Here is a 19,033-nt window from a genome sequence, read left to right as displayed (position 1 = left end):
ATCGTCTCTCAATAGCCCCAGCGGGGCAGTCGCAGCAGCAGCGACGGGCAGACGCCACGCAGCCCCACCACCGGAACGGTGGCCGGGAGGGAACAACGGGCTGCGTAAAAACGACTGCTCATCTTTGCCAAGTTAACGACCCAGGCGCTCCGATTCAAGACGCCGAGCGTTTCAGCCGCCGGCGCAATCCATGCGAGAGCGTCCACAGCGGGGCCGAAAGCGCATAGGCACTGGCCAGCACCCACAGCGTCAACGCGAAATCCCTCAAGAGCAGCACGAACACGATGATCGCGATCGGCAGGCTGAGGAAAGACAGCCGCAGGCGCGGCGAGAGCCGCTTGCCGCTGAAGTACGGAAAGCTCGAGACCATCAGCAGGCCGGTGGTGATGGTGATCACCCAGACCCAGCCCTGCTGCTGGTGAAAGGCGATCCCGTGCGCCTCGAAAAACCACACCATGCCCATCAGCACGGCCGCTGCCGCCGGCGAGGCCAATCCCACGAAATACCCCTTGTCGACCGTCTCCACCTGCACATTGAAGCGCGCCAGGCGAATGGCCGCCGCCGCGGCGAAGACGAACGCACCGAGCATGCCCCAGCGATCGCCCATGCCCTGCAAACTCCAGAGGTAGACGATCAAGGCCGGTGCAATGCCAAACGAGACCACGTCGGAGAGCGAATCGTACTGGATGCCGAACTCCGACTCGGTGCCGGTCATCCGCGCCACGCGCCCGTCCATGCCGTCGAGCAGCATGGCAACGAACACGGCGATGGCCGCCGGAACGAAGTTGTCCTGGACGGCCATCACAATCGCGAAAAAACCGGCGAACAAGGCGCCGGTCGTGATCAGGTTGGGCAGAAGGTAGATCGCCTTGCGCCGCCGATGGTCATCCTGCCGGTCGGCCGGTTGCTGCTCGGTCTGCGTGTCGTGATCCATGTTCTGCCCCTCCCGGGATTACCTCGTGCGACGGTCCCGCGATCAGTTGCGGGACTTGTCGACGATCTTGTTTGCGCTGATCCACGGCATCATGCCACGCAGGCGCTCGCCGACCTGTTCGATCGGGTGCTCGGCATCCTGGCGGCGACGTGCCGTCATTGAAGGGTAGTTCAGTGCCCCCTCGTTGATAAAGCGCTTGGCGTATTCACCGTTCTGGATGTTGGCCAGCGCCTCGCGCATCGCCTGGCGGGACTCCTCGTTGATCACCTTCGGGCCGGTGACGTACTCGCCGTACTCGGCATTGTTGGAGATCGAGTAGTTCATGTTGGCGATGCCGCCCTCGTACATGAGATCGACGATCAGCTTGAGCTCGTGCAGGCACTCGAAGTAGGCCATCTCGGCCGGGTAACCCGCCTCGGTCAGGGTCTCGAAGCCGGCGCGGACCAGCTCGACGGTGCCGCCGCAGAGCACGGCCTGCTCACCGAACAGGTCGGTCTCGGTCTCGTCCTTGAAGGTGGTCTCGATGATGCCGGTGCGGCCACCGCCGACGCCGGAGGCGTAGGACAGCGCGATGTCCTTGGCCTTGCCGGAGGCGTCCTGGTGGATCGCGATCAGGTCAGGGATGCCGCCACCACGGGCGAACTCGGAGCGCACGGTGTGGCCCGGGGCCTTCGGCGCGATCATGATCACGTCGAGATCCTTGCGCGGGGTGACCTGGTTGTAGAGCACGGAGAAACCGTGGGCGAAGGCAAGCGTCGCACCTTCACGCAGGTTCGGCTCGATCTGGTTGGCGTAGATCTCGGCGTGGTTCTCGTCCGGCGCCAGCACCATGACCACGTCGGCCCAGGCCGAGGCCTCTTCGATGGTCTTGACCGTCAGGCCTTCGCCCTCGGCCTTCTTCTGCGAGCCGGAACCGGCACGCAGGCCGATCGCGACCTCGACGCCCGATTCCTTGAGGTTCAGCGCGTGGGCGTGGCCCTGCGAACCGTAGCCGATGATGGCGACCTTCTTGCCCTGGATCAGGGAGAGGTCGCAGTCCTTGTCGTAGTAAACCTGCATGAGATGTGTCTCCAGTCGAGTTATTTGAGTAAGGGAAAGGGGAAATCGGCGAGGCTCAGACCTCGGGGACCAGCATGCCGCGCGGGCCGCGCGAGATACCCAGCGCGCCCGAACGCACGATCTCGACCACCGGGGTCGAGCCGAGTGCGTCGATGAAGGCATCGAGCTTGTTCCCCGGGCCGACCAGCTGCACGGTGTAGCTCGACTCGGTCACGTCGATGATCTGGCCGCGGAAGATGTCGGCGAGCCGGTAGACCTCCTCGCGCATGGCATCGTAGGCCTGCAGCTTTACCAGCATCAGCTCGCGCTCGATGTGGGCGGTATCGGCCATGTCCTGGACCTTGACCACGTCGATCAGCTTGTTGAGCTGCTTGACGATCTGTTCCACCACCTGCTCGTCACCGCTGGTGACCAGTGTCAGGCGCGACAGGGACTCGTCGTGGGTCGGCGCCACGCACAGGGATTCGATGTTGTAGCCACGTGCCGAGAACAGACCGGCCACCCGCGAGAGTGCCCCGGCCTCGTTTTCCATCAGGATCGAGATGATGTGTCGCATATCAGGCCGCCCTCACAACAGGATCATTTCGTTGAGGCCCGCACCGGCGGGGACCATCGGGTAGACGTTCTCTTCCGGATCGGTCTGGAAGTCCATGAAGACCAGCCGGTCCTTCATGGCGAACGCCTCCCGGAGCGCGCCCTCGACGTCGGACGGCTTCTCGATGCGCATGCCGACGTGGCCGTAGGACTCGGCCAGCTTGACGAAATCCGGCAGGGATTCCATGTAGCTCATCGCGTAGCGGCCGGAATAGAAGAACTCCTGCCACTGGCGCACCATGCCGAGATAGCCGTTGTTGAGGCTGACGATCTTGATCGGCAGGTTGTACTGCAGCGCGGTCGACAGCTCCTGGCTGCACATCTGGATACTGCCCTCGCCGGTCACGCAGGCAACTTCCTCGTCGGGGAAGGCCCACTTGGCGCCCAGCGCGGCCGGCAGGCCGAAGCCCATGGTGCCCAGCCCGCCGGAGTTGATCCAGCGATGCGGCTTGTTGAAGCCGTAGTACTGCGCGGCCCACATCTGGTGCTGGCCAACGTCGGAGGTGACGAAGGCATCACCGCCGGTGACCTCCCACAGCTTCTGCACCACGTACTGCGGCTTGATGATCTCGTCGGACCAGTGGTAATCGAGGCACTTCATGCCGCGCCACTGCTCGATCTGATCCCACCAGGTCTCGAGTTGCTGGGTCTTTTTCGCGCCGCCGGCCTGGTTGATCAGCTCGATCATCTCGGTCAAGACCGACTTGACTGCGCCCACGATCGGCACGTCGACGATCACGTTCTTCGAGATCGAGGACGGGTCGATGTCGACATGAACGATCTTCGCATGCGGGCAGAACTTCGACAGGTCGCCGGTTACCCGGTCGTCGAAGCGCGCACCGATGGCGATCAGGACATCGCAATGATGCATGCCCATGTTCGCCTCGTAGGTCCCGTGCATGCCGAGCATGCCCAGGTGCTGCTTGTCGTTCGCCGGGTAGGCACCCAGCCCCATCAGCGTCTGGGTGATGGGGTAGCCGAGTTTGCGCGTGAAATGGGTCAGCTCGTCGGCCGCGCGTCCCAGGATGACACCGCCACCGGTGTAGATCATCGGCCGCTCGGCGTTGACGATCAGGTCGACCGCCTTGCGAATCTGCCCGGAATGCCCCTTCTCAGTGGGCTGATAGGAGCGCATGGCGACCTTCTCCGGGTAGGAGAACGGCACCTTGACCTTCGGATCGGTCACATCCTTGGGGATGTCGACCACGACCGGGCCGGGGCGGCCCGTGGTCGCAACATAGAAGGCCTTCTTGATGGTCTCGGCCATGTCACGCACGTCCTTGACCATGAAGTTGTGCTTCACGCAGGGACGGGTGATGCCGACGTTGTCGACTTCCTGGAAGGCGTCATTGCCGATCAGCGCGCTATGCACCTGACCGGTGAACACCACCAGCGGAATCGAATCCATGTGCGCCGTGGCAATACCGGTGACGGCGTTGGTCGCCCCCGGACCGGAGGTGACCAGCACCACGCCCGGCTTGCCTGTGGCACGGGCATAGCCGTCGGCCATGTGGACCGCGCCCTGCTCGTGACGCACGAGCACGTGATTCACTTGTTCCTGCTGATACAGGGCGTCGTAGATATGCAGGACCGCCCCACCGGGGTAGCCGAAGACCGTATCGACCCCTTCCGACTTGAGGCACTCGACCAGGATTTGACCGCCGGATAATTCCACGAGAGTACTCACCTCGAAACTTGCGCGTTTCACTGACTTAAATGACTTGACGATCGACTCGACGGTAGACAAACCACCGGAGCGAGCGTCCGATTTCGGGGTAACCGTCCCCGCATCCGGGGGCGTGCCCCGGATGGTCATCCACTTCTCATTGAGTTTGCTCGAAAGCAAAGAGTGCAACGCGATCAACGCAGCCCATGACGACGGCAGCCCGCCGGGCGGCGAGATCATCGCCGACCGAGCAGGCTGCCATCAACCGCGGATGCGCCCGTTAGGGCCCGGCGGTCTCAATCCTAGACCTGCCAATATAACGTGTTATTGGACAGATTTCACCACTTTGGGCGCAACACAGACGCCCGCGACGAGCGATAGCGCCCGATCACCCCGGACCTCAGAAGGTACCGAAGGCCCCGCCCGAACTCCGCTCTTCCTGCTCGATCTCGCCATCAACCACCTCAAGCATCAACTTGTTGATGGCATCGGGCGCCTTGCGCAGCTTAAAGAACGAGGCATCACCGCCCATCATGGGCAGGTCGGGGAAGAACAGCGCCATGCGAAAACGCAGGCTGAGCGTCTCCGCCTCGGTGCCATCCAGCAGCACCGGGTATGGCAGGAACGCATAGCCGCGAGGCGCTTCATTGTCGACCGCCTGCACCAGTGCCGCCCCATTCGCATTCGGGTCGTCGGTGTGCATCCCCACGCCGTAGATCATCTGGTCGCGTCCCGGAATGCGCACACGGTAGACCAACTCTGTACCCAACTCGCCGTTATCGGCACGATTGGCGATCTGCCGGTCGGCGGCATTGAAGGAATCGAAGCCGCCAAGATCGACCGAATCTTCGAAGGTCTCGAGACCGAATGCGTATTGATAGGTGCGCAGGTTGGTGCTGGAGATGGGCTCGGCACCGAAATAGCCGATTGCACCGAGCGCCTTTGCCATCGTCTGAAAAACGGCCTCGTTGTCCGACTCCAGCCGGTAACCGTGCGCGACGTACTGCGGATGCTGGTATGAAACGCGCGTGCCGGCCTCGGTTTGCTCGAGCGCCACGCTCAGGACCGCGCCGTATCCGCCTCGCGGACTGCGCGCCGCCGTGTCGAGCAAGGTGTCATTGGTCACCACCAGGACATGCACGCCCTCGGTAGGTGCATAGTCACCGACCACCTCGAAGCCTTCGGCGATCAACTTCTCGCGGGCCGAGTCGGCAGACGCCGCGACATCCCCCGGCATCGCCGTGCCTTCGATAAACGGCTGAAATTCGGCCCGGACCAGTCCGGAAAACAGCAGGCCGAACATGAAGATACCTGCCAGCAGCAGGCGAATCGGGTGGGCATTCCCCATGGCTCATCACTCCCTTGTGTCAAATTCGTTCTGTCGTTGTTGTTGTCATTGACGATCCCGACAATACGCCAGAACCCCCGCGAACGCCTACCCCGACCGGTAGCATCACCCAGAACATCGGCACTCGCCCCACAACACAACGACATGACCCCCCATCCTCGGGATCACCGACAGCCGCCGGATCATTCCCACGGCACTACTCGCCGCGAATCAACTCGACCCGCAACTCGTCCCCCTGCCACTCGAGCCCCACCAGCTCGTGGCCAGCGCGCTCGCAGTAGGCGCGAAAATCACTCTCTGCCCCACGGTCCGTGGCCAGCACCACGATCCGCTGCCCGATCGCCGCCGTCGCCAAGGCCTTGCGCGCCTTGAGCAACGGCATGGGACAGGACAAGCCCCGGGCATCCACCTCGATCGGCGTCTCTTCAGTCATCGACACACCCTCCGGCGACGATAAAACAAGCCTGGGCAATCCATACGCCCGGGCCATCAAGGGAAGCCTTACTGCGCTGGTGCCACCAACGGCAGTCCCGAGCCGGCCCAGTACATCACCCCGCCCTCGAGATTGAAAAGTCGATCAATGCCCTGACCTGCCAGGAACTGGCAGGCCTGCGCCGAACGCGCCCCGCTGTGGCAATAAATGACTACGTCACGATCACCGCGAAAACGATCCACATTCATGGGCACCAGGTGCAACGGCACCAGAGTGGCCCCCTCGATCACGCCGCGATCCGTCTCGGCCGGGCCGCGCACGTCGAACAAGGCGACCTCGCCGAGGCGCGCATTCAATTCATCGGCACTGATGCTTTCGTAGGCTGCCATAATCGTCTCCAGACCGTTTCACGTAGGAATCGCGGCAGTTTAGCGGCGAGCGCCGCATCGCGTCCATCAACACCCCGGCCCAGGCTGGAATCGAAAGCCATTGCGGGCAAACCTCGCCTAGGCGAGTTGAACCGGGCCTCGGCGAGCCCATCGTTGGGCAAGGCGAGCTCGGCCGCCAAATGGCCGGGAAAAGCAATGCATCGCCCCAGCTCGGATCGAGTCGCTCCACCTGGCGTTCAGCGACGCGATCAAGGCTCCCGGAAACCCGCAGCCGACCACGCGGTCCAAGCGCAAGCAAAAACATGAGCCACGAGAAATACCAGGCGAAACCCATGACGCGACACCTCTTCACCCTGTTCTTGGCCCTCTTGCTGCTCACCAGCCTGCCCGGCCGCGCGCAGGCGCAACTGCCGGAACTGGGCAACCCGGTAGACACCGTGCTTTCGCCCGCCGAAGAGCGCCAGATCGGCGCGGAGGTGTTCGCGCAATTGCGTGCCCGCGGTGGCGTGATCGAGGACCCCTTGCTCGACTCCTACCTCAACGACCTGGGCATCCGCCTGATGTCATCGGCCTCCGGCACACGCTTCGCCCCCCAACTGATCATCGTCGACAACCCGATGATCAACGCCTTCACCGTGCCCGGGGGATACATCGCCATATTCTCGGGCCTGATGCTTGCCGCCGAGAACGAAAGCGAACTGGCCGGCGTGGTCGCCCATGAAATTGCGCACGCCACCCAGCGGCACATTGCCCAGATGGTCGCCGCCCAGACCGGCAACAGCATGACCGCCGTTGCCGGTTTCATCGCCGGCATCCTGCTCGGCGCCATCGACCCGCAACTCGGCGCCGCCGTGGCGACGGCCGGCATCGCCGGCGCGGCGCAGAACGCCATCAACTACACGCGCATGCACGAGCGCGAGGCCGATCGGATTGCCATCGATACCCTGCGGCGGGCGGATGTCGACCCACGCGGCATGGCCAGCTTCTTCGAGACGCTGCAGAGACGGGCGGGCGCCAGCCCCGGGCGACAATTCGAGTTCCTGCGCACCCACCCGATGAACAGCGAACGCATCAGCGCGATCCGCGATCGGCTCGCTGGCTTGAATGCTGACCGCTTCGGCGCCAGCGACAGCCAGTCGTTCCGGCTTGCCCGCGCACGACTCGCGGCGCTCACCGGCACTAGCGGGCTCTCTCTGGAACAGCCTGCCGAGACCTATCGCCAAGCCGTCACGGCCGAGCGCCGGGGAGACCACGATCAGGCCGTCGAGAAATTGCGCCCGCTCTACCGCGATCATCCGGGCAATCGCTGGTACGCCTTGCCGCTGGCACGGGCCCTGAACGACACCGGTCGAACGCAGGAGGCCGACCGTGTCCTCGCCGATCTGATCTCGCTCTACCCCGGCGACAGCACCCTGTTGCGCGTCGAGGTCGACTGGCTGCTCGACCGCGGCGATGCCAAGACGGCCTATCGGACGGCACGCCAGGCCGTCGAAGAGCGCCCCAAGGACGCCGAAGCGGCGCTAACACTCTCCCGCGCGGCCAGCGCCGCCAATCGTCCTCTCGAGCATCACGAACAACTGGGCCGTTATTTCCTGCTCAAGGACAACCTGGTAGCCGCCCACCAGGAACTGGAGACCGCCTACACCTACACGGCAGACAACCCGCGCGCCCAGGCCCGCATCGAGTCGACCCTGCAGGAAATCGAACGACGCGCGGGCCAGACGGACGAGTGAACCTGCGGTTTTTGCAGGCAAATCATTGGATCGGGCCTGCCAGCATGGGCGGTGCGGCATGCACAGTGGATCCAATCGCTCCTCGACGCACCAACTCGGCAAAAGCGGCGACGATGTGATACTAATGATTGCGCAAACCGCCTCATGGCGGGGGTGGCGAGACGATGGAATTTCAACAAACGCTAATAATCAATCCATCATGTCGCCATAAATTATTTTTTATTGTCTCGAGTGTTCAGGCCACTAAAGTGGTACACGTCGATTCGATGAATGAGACAACTCACCAAGGAATCTCGGCGCTGACACAGCGACCGCAGAGGAGGATAACAATGAAGAAGTTCACATCCGTGATCACCACGGCAGGCGCCGCTGCACTGCTTGCGGCCGGCATGGGTTTCTCCGGTGCCGCCGCGGCACAGAACGATGAAGGCCTGTCTGACTCCGCCAAGAAGGGCAAGGAAATCGCCTTCGGCCGTGGCGCGGGCAACTGCCTGGCGTGCCACCAGATGAAGGGCGGTAATCTCGCCGGCAACATCGGCCCGGCCCTGATCGCCATGCAAGCTCGCTATCCGGATCGTGAGGACCTTGAGGCGGTCATCTACGACCCACGCGACAAGTTCGGCGATCAGACCATCATGCCGCCGTTCGGGGCCAACAAAATCCTGAGCAAAGAGGAAATCAGCAACATCGTCGATTACCTCTACACCCTGTAAGCACAGGCCTCAGGAACTAGAAAAGCCAAGACCCGAATCACGAGGAGATATCCATAATGAAACGCTTGTTTTCCAGCATGATCGCCGCCAGCGTTCTGGCTACCGGCGGCGCGATGGCCGAGCCGGCCAACCCGTCCGACCCGGCAGAATTCCGCGACCTGATGGTTGAGTTCTACGCCGAGCGCTACCCGGACGTACCGTTCGAGGAGTACAACAACGGCGTCTACGCCATCGACGAAGATGCCCGCTCGCAGTGGGAAGGCATGATGGTTTTCCCGGAGACCGACCAGTACGTCGCTGCCGGTGAAGAGCTCTGGAACGAATACCGCCTGCCGAACGGCAAGCCGCTGTCCTCCTGCCTGGGCGAGGCCAAGGGTCTGCGCGCCAAGTACCCGTACTTCAACGAGAAGGACGGCGAAGTGCACAGCCTGGGCCTGGACATCATCAATTGCCAGAAGAACGCCGGCGAAGAGGCCGAGAAGGTCTGGGATCCGAAGAACAACTACAAGAAGTTGGCCAACGTGCTTGCCTACCTCGCCAGCGAGTCGAACGGCATGACCAACAACGTGCAGATCAACAGCGAAGGCGCCAAGGATGCCTACAACCGCGGCAAGGAAGCGTGGTTCCGTCGCACCGGTCGTCTGGATAACTCCTGCGCCGACTGCCACCAGTACCACGGCGGCAAGTACGTCCGCGCCGAGCACCTGCACATGAACCTGGGCAACACCACCCACTTCCCGCTGTTCCGTTACAGCAAGGGCAGCATGTTCACCCTGCACAAGCGGATCTACGGCTGCTTCCGCGACACCGGCACGGTGCCGTTCGCGCAGTACTCCCCGTACTACCGCGACCTCGAGTTCTTCATGTCCTACAACGACAATGAACTGGAACTCAACGGTCCGGGTATCCGCAAGTAATCCTCCGGGATTATCGGGAAACGAAAAAGCAGGCTTCGGCCTGCTTTTTTTATGCCCGGCGATCAGACACCACGAGCGCCACCCGCACCGCATTTCGACCGGCAAGCCTTGCCATGCCGGCGTTATTCATGGTCCGGCATAAGTATTTTTTCTATCGTCGCCGTGGTCAGTATGGTTAAATGGCCCGGTTCAGTTTCCTGGCACTGCCCCGAAGTGCCCACCGGGCTTGGGCCGGGTCAGGGAACCGCCAAAGATCCCAAGGATCCCGTCCCCTGCTCCACGCCGGGCCGGGAGCTGACCCAAACTGAAAACGTAAAGGGGAGTTTTCAATGAGTCTTTCTCGTCGCGAATTTCTGCAGATGCTCGCCGTGGCCTCGGCCGCCGGCATCAACCTCGAGACCGCCCAGGCCGGCACCGGCACCCAGCGCGTAGCGAGCTCCGTCAAGGCGAACAACGCCTCGAGCAACATGTACGAAGTGCCGCGCTTCGGCAACGTGTCGATCCTGCACATGACCGACATGCACGCCCAGCTCAAGCCGGTCTACTTCCGTGAGCCCAACATCAACCTCGGCGTGGGCTCCATGAAGGGCAACCCGCCGCACCTGGTAGGCGAGCATTTCCTTGAGTACTTCGGCCTCGAGCCGAACACCCCGGCCGCCCACGCCTTCACCTGCCTCGACTTCGCCGAGGCGGCCAAGAAGTACGGCAAGGTCGGTGGCTTTGCGCACCTGCTCACCCTGATCAAGCACATGCGCGAGCAGCGTCCGGGCGCCTTCCTGCTGGACGGCGGTGACAACTGGCAGGGCAACGCGCTGGCCCTGTGGACCGATGCCCAGAGTCAGATCGACGCGATGAAGATCGCCAAGCCGGACTTCTTCACCTCGCACTGGGAAGCGACCTACACCAAGGATCGCATGATGGAAGGCATCGCCGACCTCGAGTCTGCCACCGACATGGCCTTCGTCGCGCAGAACATCCTCGACTCCGACTTCTACGAGCGCGTGTTCAAGCCGTACGTGATCCGCGAACAGAACGGCGTCAAGGTGGCGGTTATCGGCCAGGCCTTCCCGTATACCCCGATCGCCAACCCGAGCTGGATGACGGAAGGCTGGACCTTCGGCATCCGCGACGAGAAGATGCAGGAAGCCGTCGACGCCGCCCGCGCCGAAGGCGCCGAGGTGGTCGTGGTCCTGTCGCACAACGGCATGGACGTGGACCTCAAGATGGCCAGCCGTGTGACCGGCATCGACGCGATCATGGGTGGTCACACCCACGACGCCGTTCCGACGCCGACCGTCGTCAAGAACCGCGGTGGCCAGACCATCGTCTCCAACGCCGGCTCCAACGCCAAGTACCTGGGTGTGCTGGATCTCGACGTCCGCAACGGCAAGGTCCAGGACTACAAGTACCACCTGCTGCCGGTCTTCTCCGACTTCATCGAGCCGGACAAGGAGATGCAGGAGTACATCGATAAGCTGTACAGCCAGGAACTCACCTTCGAGGGCAAGACCTTCAACGTGGGCGAGCGCACCGGCGACGTGCTGGCGACCAACGACGCCCTGCTCTACCGTCGTGGCAACTTTACCGGCACCTGGGACCAACTGCTCTGCGACGCGCTGATCGACGTCAACGACGCGCAGATCTCGTTCTCGCCGGGCGTTCGCTGGGGCACCTCCCTGATCCCGGGCGAGCCGATCACCTACGACGACATGATGACCCACGTGGCCCTGACCTACCCGAACGTCACGGTCAACGAGTTCACCGGTGAGCAGATCAAGGGCATCCTCGAGGACGTCTGCGACAACATCTTCAACACCGATCCCTACTACCAGCAGGGTGGCGACATGGTTCGCGTCGGTGGCCTGAAGTACGCCTGCGCACCGAAGGCCGAGAAGGGCAAGCGCATCCAGGACATGGAACTGGACGGCGAGCCGCTCGACCCAAACAAGACCTACAAGGTCGCGGGCTGGGCATCGGTTGCCGAGCCGGGCAACATCCCGGGCGATACCGGCGAGATGATCTGGGACCAGATCGAGACCTGGCTGCGTGATCAGAAGCACATCAAGCCGGTCGAGCTCAACGAGCCCGTCCTCAAGGGCGTGGAAGGCAACCCGGGCATCACCAACAAGTGCTGATGCCGGGATCCCTTTTGAGGGATGCCTGAACCATCAAGGCCCCGCCACTTGGCGGGGCCTTTTTTATGCTGGCCGGGGAGAGATTGGTCGGAAGCAGCCGTCGACTCGATCCTTTTCCAGCTCTCCCAACGGACAAACACGGCCGCTCATCGCGAGATAGACCCCGGCACGAGGGCATCCCTGAACGAACCCCAACGCCAATCCCAGATTCAACGCCGGTTCGACCGGGTCGATCTCGTAGGGGCGCATCGCCCCCGTCAACACCACGCAATGCCCGGGAAACGCCCGGGAAAGCACCTCGCCGGTGCGCACCATGGTGTCGGTTCCATGCACCACGACAATCGGCGCACCCGGTCGCCGACGCGCCACATCGGCCAACAAGGCGACGATGGCATCACGATCGGCATCCGTCATGTCCAGGCTGTCCTTGCACACGGGCTCGAGCCAATCGACATCCAGGTTCATTTCGGCCGAACGCAGTATCTCGCGTGCGGCCCGGGCGCCGGGCTCGACGACCAGGTCGCCGGCGGCGGGCCGATAGCACTTATTGAACGTGCCGCCGGTATCCACCAAGATGATCGGCAACGCCCCGTCCCGGCACGCTTGACCCTCTCCTGCGCGTGTTTTCATGCCCTCTCCTCGCCTCGTTTTATCTGGTCGGATGCGTTTGCCGGCCAAGTGAAGTAAAATGGCCGATTGATTCTAAAGGAAGCGTCGAGCGCCCGGCTATTGCCCGGCCAGGAGTGACCACCACGGTGACCTCCTCCGGGCGGGAACCGATCGAGCCAGAGCTCATCGCGACGGGCCAACAGCGGCCCGCGAAGCTATCCGGCCGCTGGACGCCTTCGACACGCCCCATCCACATTCGGTGCAGGCCGAGCAAGCCACGACTTCATGGACAACCAGCCGAAACGCTACATCGTCGAGTCAGTGACCAAGGCCGGCGCCCGATTCCGCCCGAGTGACTGGATCGATCGCATCTCGAGCTGGGATGCGACGTTTGCCCAGCACCGTCTGGTCTACTCGCAACGCCTGCACCCGGTGATGCTCAACGGGCAGAAGGTCCTCGCCATCGAGCCCGGGCTCAAGACCGGCAACCGGCAGATGTTCGACTCGGTGATTCAGTTCATCGAGCGCAACAACCTCAAGATGCACGTCCAGTATCCGGACGGTCATCTCGAGGAATACACCGGCGACAACGCCCCGACATCCCCGGACACGGCTTCCTCATGACCCACAATCCGCCGCGCATCGGCTTTGTCAGCCTGGGTTGCCCCAAGGCGCTGGTCGACTCGGAACGCATCCTCACCCAGCTGCGCGCCGAGGGCTACGCCCTGTCCGACAGCTACGAGGGCGCCGAGCTGGTGATCATCAACACCTGCGGGTTCATCGACTCGGCGGTGCAGGAATCGCTCGACACCATCGGCGAGGCGCTGGACGAGAACGGCCGGGTGATCGTCACCGGCTGCCTGGGTGGACGCGACGAGGGCGAACTGGTCCGCCAGACGCACCCCAACGTGCTCACCGTGACCGGCCCGCAGGCCTACCGCGAGGTAATGGACGCGGTCCACCAGCACCTGCCGCCGCGGTTCGACCCGTTCATCGACGTGATGCCCGAGCCGGGCAGCCAGTCATCCAATCAGACGGCCCGCGGCCAGGTCGAGGGCGAGACCCCGTCACTGGAAGACGCGGTGGGCGTCAAGCTCACCCCGCGGCACTACGCCTATCTCAAGATTTCCGAAGGCTGCAACCACCGCTGCAGCTTTTGCATCATCCCCAGCCTGCGCGGCGATCTCGTCAGCCGCCCGATCGGCGAGGTGATGGCCGAGGCGGAAAATCTGGTCAACGCCGGCGTGCGCGAACTGCTGGTCGTCTCCCAGGACACCAGCGCCTACGGCATCGACACCCGCTACCGACTCGACTTCTGGGGCGGCCGGCCACTCAAGACCCGCTTCCGCGAGCTGGCCGCCGCGCTGGGCTCGCTAGACGCCTGGATCCGCTTGCACTACGTCTACCCCTACCCCCACGTGGACGATGCCGTCGAGCTGATGGCCGAGGGACTGGTGCTGCCGTACCTGGACATCCCGTTCCAGCACGCCAACCATCGCATCCTCAAGCTAATGAAGCGGCCGGCCTCCAGCGAGAATGTGCTCAAGCGAATCGCCAAGTGGCGCGAGATCTGCCCGGAGATCACCATTCGTTCGACCTTCATCGTCGGCTTCCCCGGCGAGACGGAAGCGGAGTTCCAGGAACTGCTCGATTTCCTCGATGAGGCTCAACTCGACCGCGTCGGCGCCTTCGCCTATTCGCCGGTCGACGGGGCGACCGCCAACGACCTGCCCGACCCGGTGCCGGAGGACGTAAAGCAGGAGCGACTGGCGCGCTTCATGGAGAAGCAGGCGGCGATCAGCGCGGCCAAACTGGCGAAGAAGGTGGGGCAACGTATGCCGGTACTGGTGGATGCCGTGGATGACTCCGGGGCAGTGGCCCGCAGCATGGCCGATGCCCCGGAGATCGATGGCGTGGTCTATCTGCCGGAGGTTACCGACGTCGCACCCGGCGATTTCCTCGAGGTGGAAATCATCGAGGCGGACGAGCACGACCTGTGGGGCATCCCCGTCCCCTGATGACCTCGGTCGAGGCACCGCCGCGGGCCATCCGCTCGTTCCATCGCGATGCCGAGGGCCACTGGTTCGCACGACTCGAGTGTGGTCATCACCAGCATACCCGCCATGATCCGCCCTGGATCAACCGTCCCTGGGTGGAACAGAGCCTGGGGCGCATTGCCATGCTGGGCACGCCACTGCCCTGCCGAAAGTGCGCCGACGGGGCCGAACCTGACCCGATGCCGCAACCGGCGCCCCCGGAGGGAAATCGACCATGAGCGAAGAACGTCACTTCAAGCCGCTGAACATTGCCGTCCTGACCGTCTCCGATAGCCGCAGCCTGGCCGAGGATCGCTCCGGCGACCTGCTGGTCGAGCGACTGGAGGGCGTCGGTCACCGGCTCTACGAGCGCCAGCTGCGCCCGGACGACATCTACCAGATCCGCGCGGCCGTCTCGCGATGGATCGCCGCGCCCGATTGCGACGTGGTGATCACCACCGGGGGCACCGGCCTGACCGGGCGCGACGGCACGCCCGAGGCGGTCTCGGTGCTGTTCGACAAGACCATCGACGGGTTCGGCGAGATGTTCCGGGCGCTGTCGTTCCAGACCATCGGCAGCTCGACCCTGCAGTCTCGGGCAACCGCCGGCGTGGCCAATCGCACCTATCTGTTCGTCCTGCCTGGCTCGACCGGCGCCTGCAAGGATGCCTGGGACAACCTGATCGAATCGCAGCTCGATTACCGCAAGCGTCCCTGCAACCTGGTCGAGCTGATGCCGCGACTGACCGAGCGCTAGGGAAGATTCCTAGAGCGCGCCGATGCCCCACAGCGTCAACCAGACGGCCACCAGGGCATAGACACCCGCCAACAGGTCATCGAGCATGATCCCCAACCCGCCGTGCACCCGCCGATCCAGCCAGCCGATCGGCCACGGCTTGATCACGTCGAACACCCGGAACCAGACAAAGATCAGCACCACCTGCCACCAGGTCTCCGGCAGCACCGTGAACACCAGCAATACCCCGACGATCTCGTCAAAGACGATCCCGCCGTGGTCGTGCACGCCCAGGCGCCGGCTGGCCTCACCACAGAGATAGACCCCGACGACGGAGAGGACCAGGGTGGCGACCAGCAGCAGGGTGATCACCACCGCCTCGCCCCAGGGCGCGGCGAGCGTCATCAGCAACCAACCGAGCAGGAGACCGGGTAGCGTACCGACGGTGCCGGGCGCACGTGGGGAGAGTCCCGTTCCGCCACCGAAGGCGAGCCACATCACCGGGCTGCGACCGAGGTCTGCCACCCGCACGCGCCGAGAGGCCTTGCCGCCGATCATGCGCCATCCTCGGTGAAATGGTCATAGCCGCGCTGCCCCGGCAAGGGCCGGCCGGCCCGTTCCCGGATCTCGCCCACCGCCCCGGCATCGTCCAGCCGACCGATCAGCGTCAGTCCCCACTCCGGGTCCAGTGGCAGCTCGGGCGGCAGGACAAGCAGCAACTCGTAGTCATCGCCCCCGCCCAGCACATGATCGATGGCCGTAGGGTCGGCTTCGAGCCAGCGTCGCGCCGCCGGCGACAAGGGAATGGCGTCGAGGTCGATTTCGGCCGAGAGCCCGCTGGCGCTCAGCATGTGACCGAGATCCTGCAACAGGCCGTCGGAAACATCCAGACCGGCACGGGCCACGCCAGACAGGGCCCGACCCACCGATAGCCTCGGTTCCGGGCAGTCGAGTCGTTCGCGGAGATAGCTGCCATCCGCCTCGAGAAGGTTCGCAGGTGCCTTGCCCGTTTCCAGCGCCAGCATCAGGCCGAGCGCCGCGTCGCCGATCGTCCCCGTCACTGCCAGCCGGTCACCAGCCTGGGCCCCGCCCCGCCGAATGGCTTTCCCGACGGCCACCGAGCCGAACGCCGTGATCGACAGGGTCAATCGAGAGGCGCGCACGGTGTCGCCACCGACCAGATCGCAACCCCAGCGATCCGCTGCCGCGCGCAGCCCGGCAGAGAACCGCTGCAGCCACGATTCGTCGATCTCGGGCAGCCCCAGCGAGAGGGTGAAACCCAGCGGGATGGCACCCATGGCGGCCAGGTCGGAGAGATTGACCGCCAGCGCCTTGTGGGCAATCGCCTCGGGGGCGGTCGATTCGGGGAAATGCCGGCCGGCGATCAGCATGTCGGTGGCGATCACCACATGCTGCCCCGGTGGCGGGGCCAGGATCGCGGCATCGTCACCGACGGCGAGTGCGACCTCGGGATGGGCCGGAGCCCAGTCGAAATAGCGATGGATCAGGTCGAATTCCTGCATGTCGACCAGTCTCCTTGCGGACGACCCGACGGGGTGGAGGCCGTCAGTCCCGGCGGCGGGGTTCGGTGGGGCGGGTGCGGTCGGCGAGCCGATCGAGCACGCCATTGACGTAGCGATGCCCGTCGGTCGCGCCAAATCGCTTGGCCAGCTCGACCGCCTCGTTGATCACGATCGCGCGCGGGGTCTCGAGCATGTGCGTCAGCTCGAAGGCACCCAGGCGGAGAATGGCGTGCTCGATCGGGTCGAGTTCGTGAACCGGGCGATCCAGGTGTGGCTCGATGGCCGAATCGAGTTCGGCGGCATGCTGCTCGACACCCCGCATGATGCGGCGAAACAGGTCCAGATCGATACGCAGCATGAAGGCATCCTCCATGAACTGCGCCTCGAGCTGGTCGAGCGGAATCGGATTCATCAGCTGCTGGTAGAGCCCCTGGGCGGCCCGTTCACGCGCCCAGCGACGCTGCTTGCGGGCCGGAGAGGGTTTGCCACCGCGAGACGAGGGATTGCCCTCGGCGCCGCTCGGGCCCTCTGACATCTCGCCACCGGTGGGCTCGTCCTGGGGAAACTGCTTGATCATGGCGTCTTAGGCAATCTGGTCGATCTGATCGAGAAGGTTGACCATCTCGATGGCGGTGGCGGCGGCTTCCGCGCCCTTGTTGCCGGCCTTGCTGCCGGCGCGTTCCATCGCCTGGTCGACCGTGTCGGTGGTCAGCACGCCGAAGATCACCGGCATGTCGAAGTCGGTCGCCACGCCGGCGATGCCCTTGGCGGCCTCGCCCGCGACGTAGTCGAAGTGCGGCGTCGCGCCACGGATTACCGCGCCCAGGCAGATGATCGCATCGAATTTCTCGCTCGCCGCGACACGCTGGGCGACCAGCGGCAGCTCGAAGGAGCCCGGTGCCATCACCACCGTGATCTGGGCCGGGTCGATGCCGTGGCGACGCAGGGTGTCGATCGCGCCATCACGCAGCCGGTCGACCACCTGTGCATTCCAGCGCGTCGCCACGATGGCGTAACGTCCCGCGCGGGCCGTCAGCCCGCCTTCGATCACCTGAACTTCATTCATGCCTGTCTGTCCCGTGAGCGGCGGTCATTCCGCCTCGTCGTGAATGTAGTCAACCACTTCCAGACCGAAGCCGGCCAGGGCATGGAAGCGCTTGGGCGCGCTCATCACGCGCATCTGACGGACGCCCAGATCCTTGAGGATCTGGGCACCCACCCCGTAATTTCGCAGCTCTTCGACCTCACCCCCGACCGGCGGCGACGAGGGATGCTCCCAGCCCTGCAGCTGGCGCAGCATCTCGTCCTCGTTGGGCGTCGAGCGCAGCACCACGGCCACCCCCGTCTCCATGTCACCCAGCCGGGCCAACACGTCGGAGAACGGCCAGCCGCAATCGCGGTCCTGTGGCTCGAACAGGTCGCAGACCGCGTGGTGCACATGCACGCGCACCGGCGTGGGCGTCTCGGCATCCGGGGTGCCGCGCACCGCGGCGAACTGCAACTGCCCGCTGGTGAAATCCTTGTAGGCGTGCAGCGTGAACCGGCCGTGGCGCGTGTCGATCTCGGTGGCGAACTGGTGTTCGACCGAGCGCTCGTGACGCATGCGGTAGCGGATCAGGTCCTCGATCGAGCCGATCTTGATGTCGTGCTCGGCCGCGAACCGCTCCAGGTCCGGGCGCCGCGCCATCGAACCATCCTCGTTGAGGATCTCGACGATTACCGCCGAGGGTTCGCGCGCCTCGGCCAGCCGGGCCAGATCCACGCCTGCCTCGGTATGACCGGCACGCGCCAGCACGCCGCCGGGACGGGCCATCAGCGGGAAGACATGTCCCGGCTGAACCAGATCAAGCGGCTTGGCGTCGGGCGCGACCGCCGTGCGAATGGTGGTGGCGCGGTCGGCCGCCGAGATGCCGGTGGTCACGCCGCGCGCGGCCTCGATCGAGACGGTGAATGCCGTCTGGAAGGCCTCGCGGGTGCGACTGACCATCAGCGGCAGTTCCAGTTGTTCGCAACGCGCCTGCGAGAGCGTCAGGCAGATCAACCCACGGCCATAGCGCGCCATGAAGTTGATGTCTTCGGGACGCGTCTGCTCGGCGAGCATGACCAGGTCGCCCTCGTTCTCGCGATCCTCGTCATCGACAATGATGACCATGCGTCCGGCGCGCAGCTCGTCGAGGATCTCGTCAATGGAACTAAAGCTCATAGGGT

General features: G+C 64.2%; 21 protein-coding genes. 8 read left to right on the top strand and 13 right to left on the bottom strand.

Features of this window, described 5'->3' with window-relative positions; all coding sequences use genetic code 11:
- Positions 1 to 154 precede the first annotated feature (154 nt).
- The 7 genes from pssA to SR882_RS03080 form a co-directional block, all read right to left on the bottom strand.
- Entirely contained in the window at positions 155 to 934 is a 780-nt protein-coding gene (gene pssA, locus SR882_RS03110; protein ID WP_322521892.1) for a CDP-diacylglycerol--serine O-phosphatidyltransferase, read from the bottom strand.
- Positions 935 to 976: 42 nt separating this feature from the next.
- Positions 977 to 1,993, bottom strand: a complete 1,017-nt coding sequence (gene ilvC, locus SR882_RS03105; RefSeq protein ID WP_250075936.1) for a ketol-acid reductoisomerase — start codon at positions 1,991 to 1,993, stop codon at positions 977 to 979.
- 55 nt (positions 1,994 to 2,048) lie between these two features.
- The gene (gene ilvN / locus SR882_RS03100; protein ID WP_322521891.1) at positions 2,049 to 2,549 is read right to left on the bottom strand and encodes an acetolactate synthase small subunit; all 501 of its coding nucleotides are present in this window, start codon (positions 2,547 to 2,549) and stop codon (positions 2,049 to 2,051) included.
- 12 nt (positions 2,550 to 2,561) lie between these two features.
- Positions 2,562 to 4,262, bottom strand: coding sequence for an acetolactate synthase 3 large subunit (locus tag SR882_RS03095; protein WP_322521890.1), 1,701 nt, complete (start codon positions 4,260 to 4,262; stop codon positions 2,562 to 2,564).
- A 391-nt stretch (positions 4,263 to 4,653) separates the two neighbouring features.
- Positions 4,654 to 5,601: a hypothetical protein gene (locus tag SR882_RS03090; protein ID WP_322521889.1), complete on the bottom strand. Its 948-nt coding sequence runs from the start codon at positions 5,599 to 5,601 to the stop codon at positions 4,654 to 4,656.
- A 196-nt stretch (positions 5,602 to 5,797) separates the two neighbouring features.
- Positions 5,798 to 6,034, bottom strand: coding sequence for a sulfurtransferase TusA family protein (locus SR882_RS03085; RefSeq protein ID WP_322521888.1), 237 nt, complete (start codon positions 6,032 to 6,034; stop codon positions 5,798 to 5,800).
- Positions 6,035 to 6,102: 68 nt separating this feature from the next.
- Positions 6,103 to 6,423 (bottom strand): rhodanese-like domain-containing protein, encoded by a 321-nt coding sequence (locus tag SR882_RS03080; protein ID WP_322521887.1) that lies wholly within the window; start codon positions 6,421 to 6,423, stop codon positions 6,103 to 6,105.
- A 332-nt stretch (positions 6,424 to 6,755) separates the two neighbouring features.
- Here SR882_RS03080 and SR882_RS03075 point away from each other — a divergent pair, with 332 nt between their 5' ends.
- The 4 genes from SR882_RS03075 to soxB all read left to right on the top strand — a co-directional run bounded on the left by SR882_RS03075 (position 6,756) and on the right by soxB (position 11,921).
- A complete protein-coding gene (locus SR882_RS03075; protein WP_322521886.1) occupies positions 6,756 to 8,156 on the top strand; it encodes a M48 family metalloprotease in 1,401 nt (466 codons plus the stop codon).
- 329 nt (positions 8,157 to 8,485) lie between these two features.
- The gene (gene soxX / locus SR882_RS03070) at positions 8,486 to 8,869 is read left to right on the top strand and encodes a sulfur oxidation c-type cytochrome SoxX (RefSeq protein ID WP_322521885.1); all 384 of its coding nucleotides are present in this window, start codon (positions 8,486 to 8,488) and stop codon (positions 8,867 to 8,869) included.
- 56 nt (positions 8,870 to 8,925) lie between these two features.
- Positions 8,926 to 9,786 (top strand): sulfur oxidation c-type cytochrome SoxA, encoded by an 861-nt coding sequence (soxA, locus tag SR882_RS03065; RefSeq protein WP_322521884.1) that lies wholly within the window; start codon positions 8,926 to 8,928, stop codon positions 9,784 to 9,786.
- 329 nt (positions 9,787 to 10,115) lie between these two features.
- Positions 10,116 to 11,921, top strand: a complete 1,806-nt coding sequence (gene soxB, locus SR882_RS03060) for a thiosulfohydrolase SoxB (protein ID WP_322521883.1) — start codon at positions 10,116 to 10,118, stop codon at positions 11,919 to 11,921.
- A gap of 63 nt (positions 11,922 to 11,984) precedes the next feature.
- Here soxB and SR882_RS03055 read toward each other — a convergent pair whose 3' ends face one another.
- Positions 11,985 to 12,551 (bottom strand): asparaginase domain-containing protein, encoded by a 567-nt coding sequence (locus SR882_RS03055; protein ID WP_322521882.1) that lies wholly within the window; start codon positions 12,549 to 12,551, stop codon positions 11,985 to 11,987.
- A gap of 264 nt (positions 12,552 to 12,815) precedes the next feature.
- On the opposite strand from SR882_RS03055, the gene SR882_RS03050 reads away from it, so the two are divergent.
- Genes SR882_RS03050 through moaB form a run of 4 tightly spaced genes read left to right on the top strand, consistent with a single transcriptional unit; the run spans position 12,816 to position 15,323 of the window.
- Positions 12,816 to 13,154 carry a DUF3579 domain-containing protein gene (locus SR882_RS03050; protein WP_322521881.1) on the top strand — a complete coding sequence of 113 codons (339 nt, stop codon included), beginning with the start codon at positions 12,816 to 12,818 and terminating at the stop codon, positions 13,152 to 13,154.
- On the top strand, positions 13,151 to 14,548 hold the full coding sequence (gene rimO / locus SR882_RS03045) for a 30S ribosomal protein S12 methylthiotransferase RimO (RefSeq protein ID WP_322521880.1): 1,398 nt from the start codon (positions 13,151 to 13,153) through the stop codon (positions 14,546 to 14,548). The genes SR882_RS03050 and rimO overlap by 4 nt, the downstream gene beginning before the upstream one ends.
- Complete coding sequence (locus SR882_RS03040; protein ID WP_322521879.1) at positions 14,527 to 14,805, top strand: DUF3565 domain-containing protein; 279 nt, start codon at positions 14,527 to 14,529, stop codon at positions 14,803 to 14,805. The genes rimO and SR882_RS03040 overlap by 22 nt, the downstream gene beginning before the upstream one ends.
- Positions 14,802 to 15,323: a molybdenum cofactor biosynthesis protein B gene (gene moaB / locus SR882_RS03035; protein WP_322521878.1), complete on the top strand. Its 522-nt coding sequence runs from the start codon at positions 14,802 to 14,804 to the stop codon at positions 15,321 to 15,323. The genes SR882_RS03040 and moaB overlap by 4 nt, the downstream gene beginning before the upstream one ends.
- A 9-nt stretch (positions 15,324 to 15,332) precedes the next feature.
- Here the strand turns inward: moaB and SR882_RS03030 are convergent, their stop codons facing one another.
- Genes SR882_RS03030 through ribB form a run of 5 tightly spaced genes read right to left on the bottom strand, consistent with a single transcriptional unit; the run spans position 15,333 to position 19,028 of the window.
- A complete protein-coding gene (locus tag SR882_RS03030) occupies positions 15,333 to 15,860 on the bottom strand; it encodes a phosphatidylglycerophosphatase A family protein (RefSeq protein WP_322521877.1) in 528 nt (175 codons plus the stop codon).
- Complete coding sequence (thiL, locus tag SR882_RS03025) at positions 15,857 to 16,825, bottom strand: thiamine-phosphate kinase (RefSeq protein ID WP_322521876.1); 969 nt, start codon at positions 16,823 to 16,825, stop codon at positions 15,857 to 15,859. Before thiL ends, SR882_RS03030 begins: the two co-directional genes overlap by 4 nt.
- Positions 16,826 to 16,868: 43 nt before the next feature.
- Positions 16,869 to 17,402: a transcription antitermination factor NusB gene (gene nusB, locus SR882_RS03020; RefSeq protein ID WP_322521875.1), complete on the bottom strand. Its 534-nt coding sequence runs from the start codon at positions 17,400 to 17,402 to the stop codon at positions 16,869 to 16,871.
- Between the two features lie 6 nt (positions 17,403 to 17,408).
- Entirely contained in the window at positions 17,409 to 17,891 is a 483-nt protein-coding gene (gene ribH / locus SR882_RS03015) for a 6,7-dimethyl-8-ribityllumazine synthase (protein WP_322521874.1), read from the bottom strand.
- A 24-nt stretch (positions 17,892 to 17,915) separates the two neighbouring features.
- Positions 17,916 to 19,028: a 3,4-dihydroxy-2-butanone-4-phosphate synthase gene (ribB, locus tag SR882_RS03010; RefSeq protein ID WP_322521873.1), complete on the bottom strand. Its 1,113-nt coding sequence runs from the start codon at positions 19,026 to 19,028 to the stop codon at positions 17,916 to 17,918.
- Positions 19,029 to 19,033 lie beyond the last annotated feature (5 nt).

It is taken from the genome of Guyparkeria halophila (genome assembly GCF_034479635.1).
GTDB classification, from domain to species: Bacteria; Pseudomonadota; Gammaproteobacteria; order Halothiobacillales; family Halothiobacillaceae; genus Guyparkeria; species Guyparkeria halophila.
This window is presented reverse-complemented; position numbering and strand designations above follow the sequence as displayed.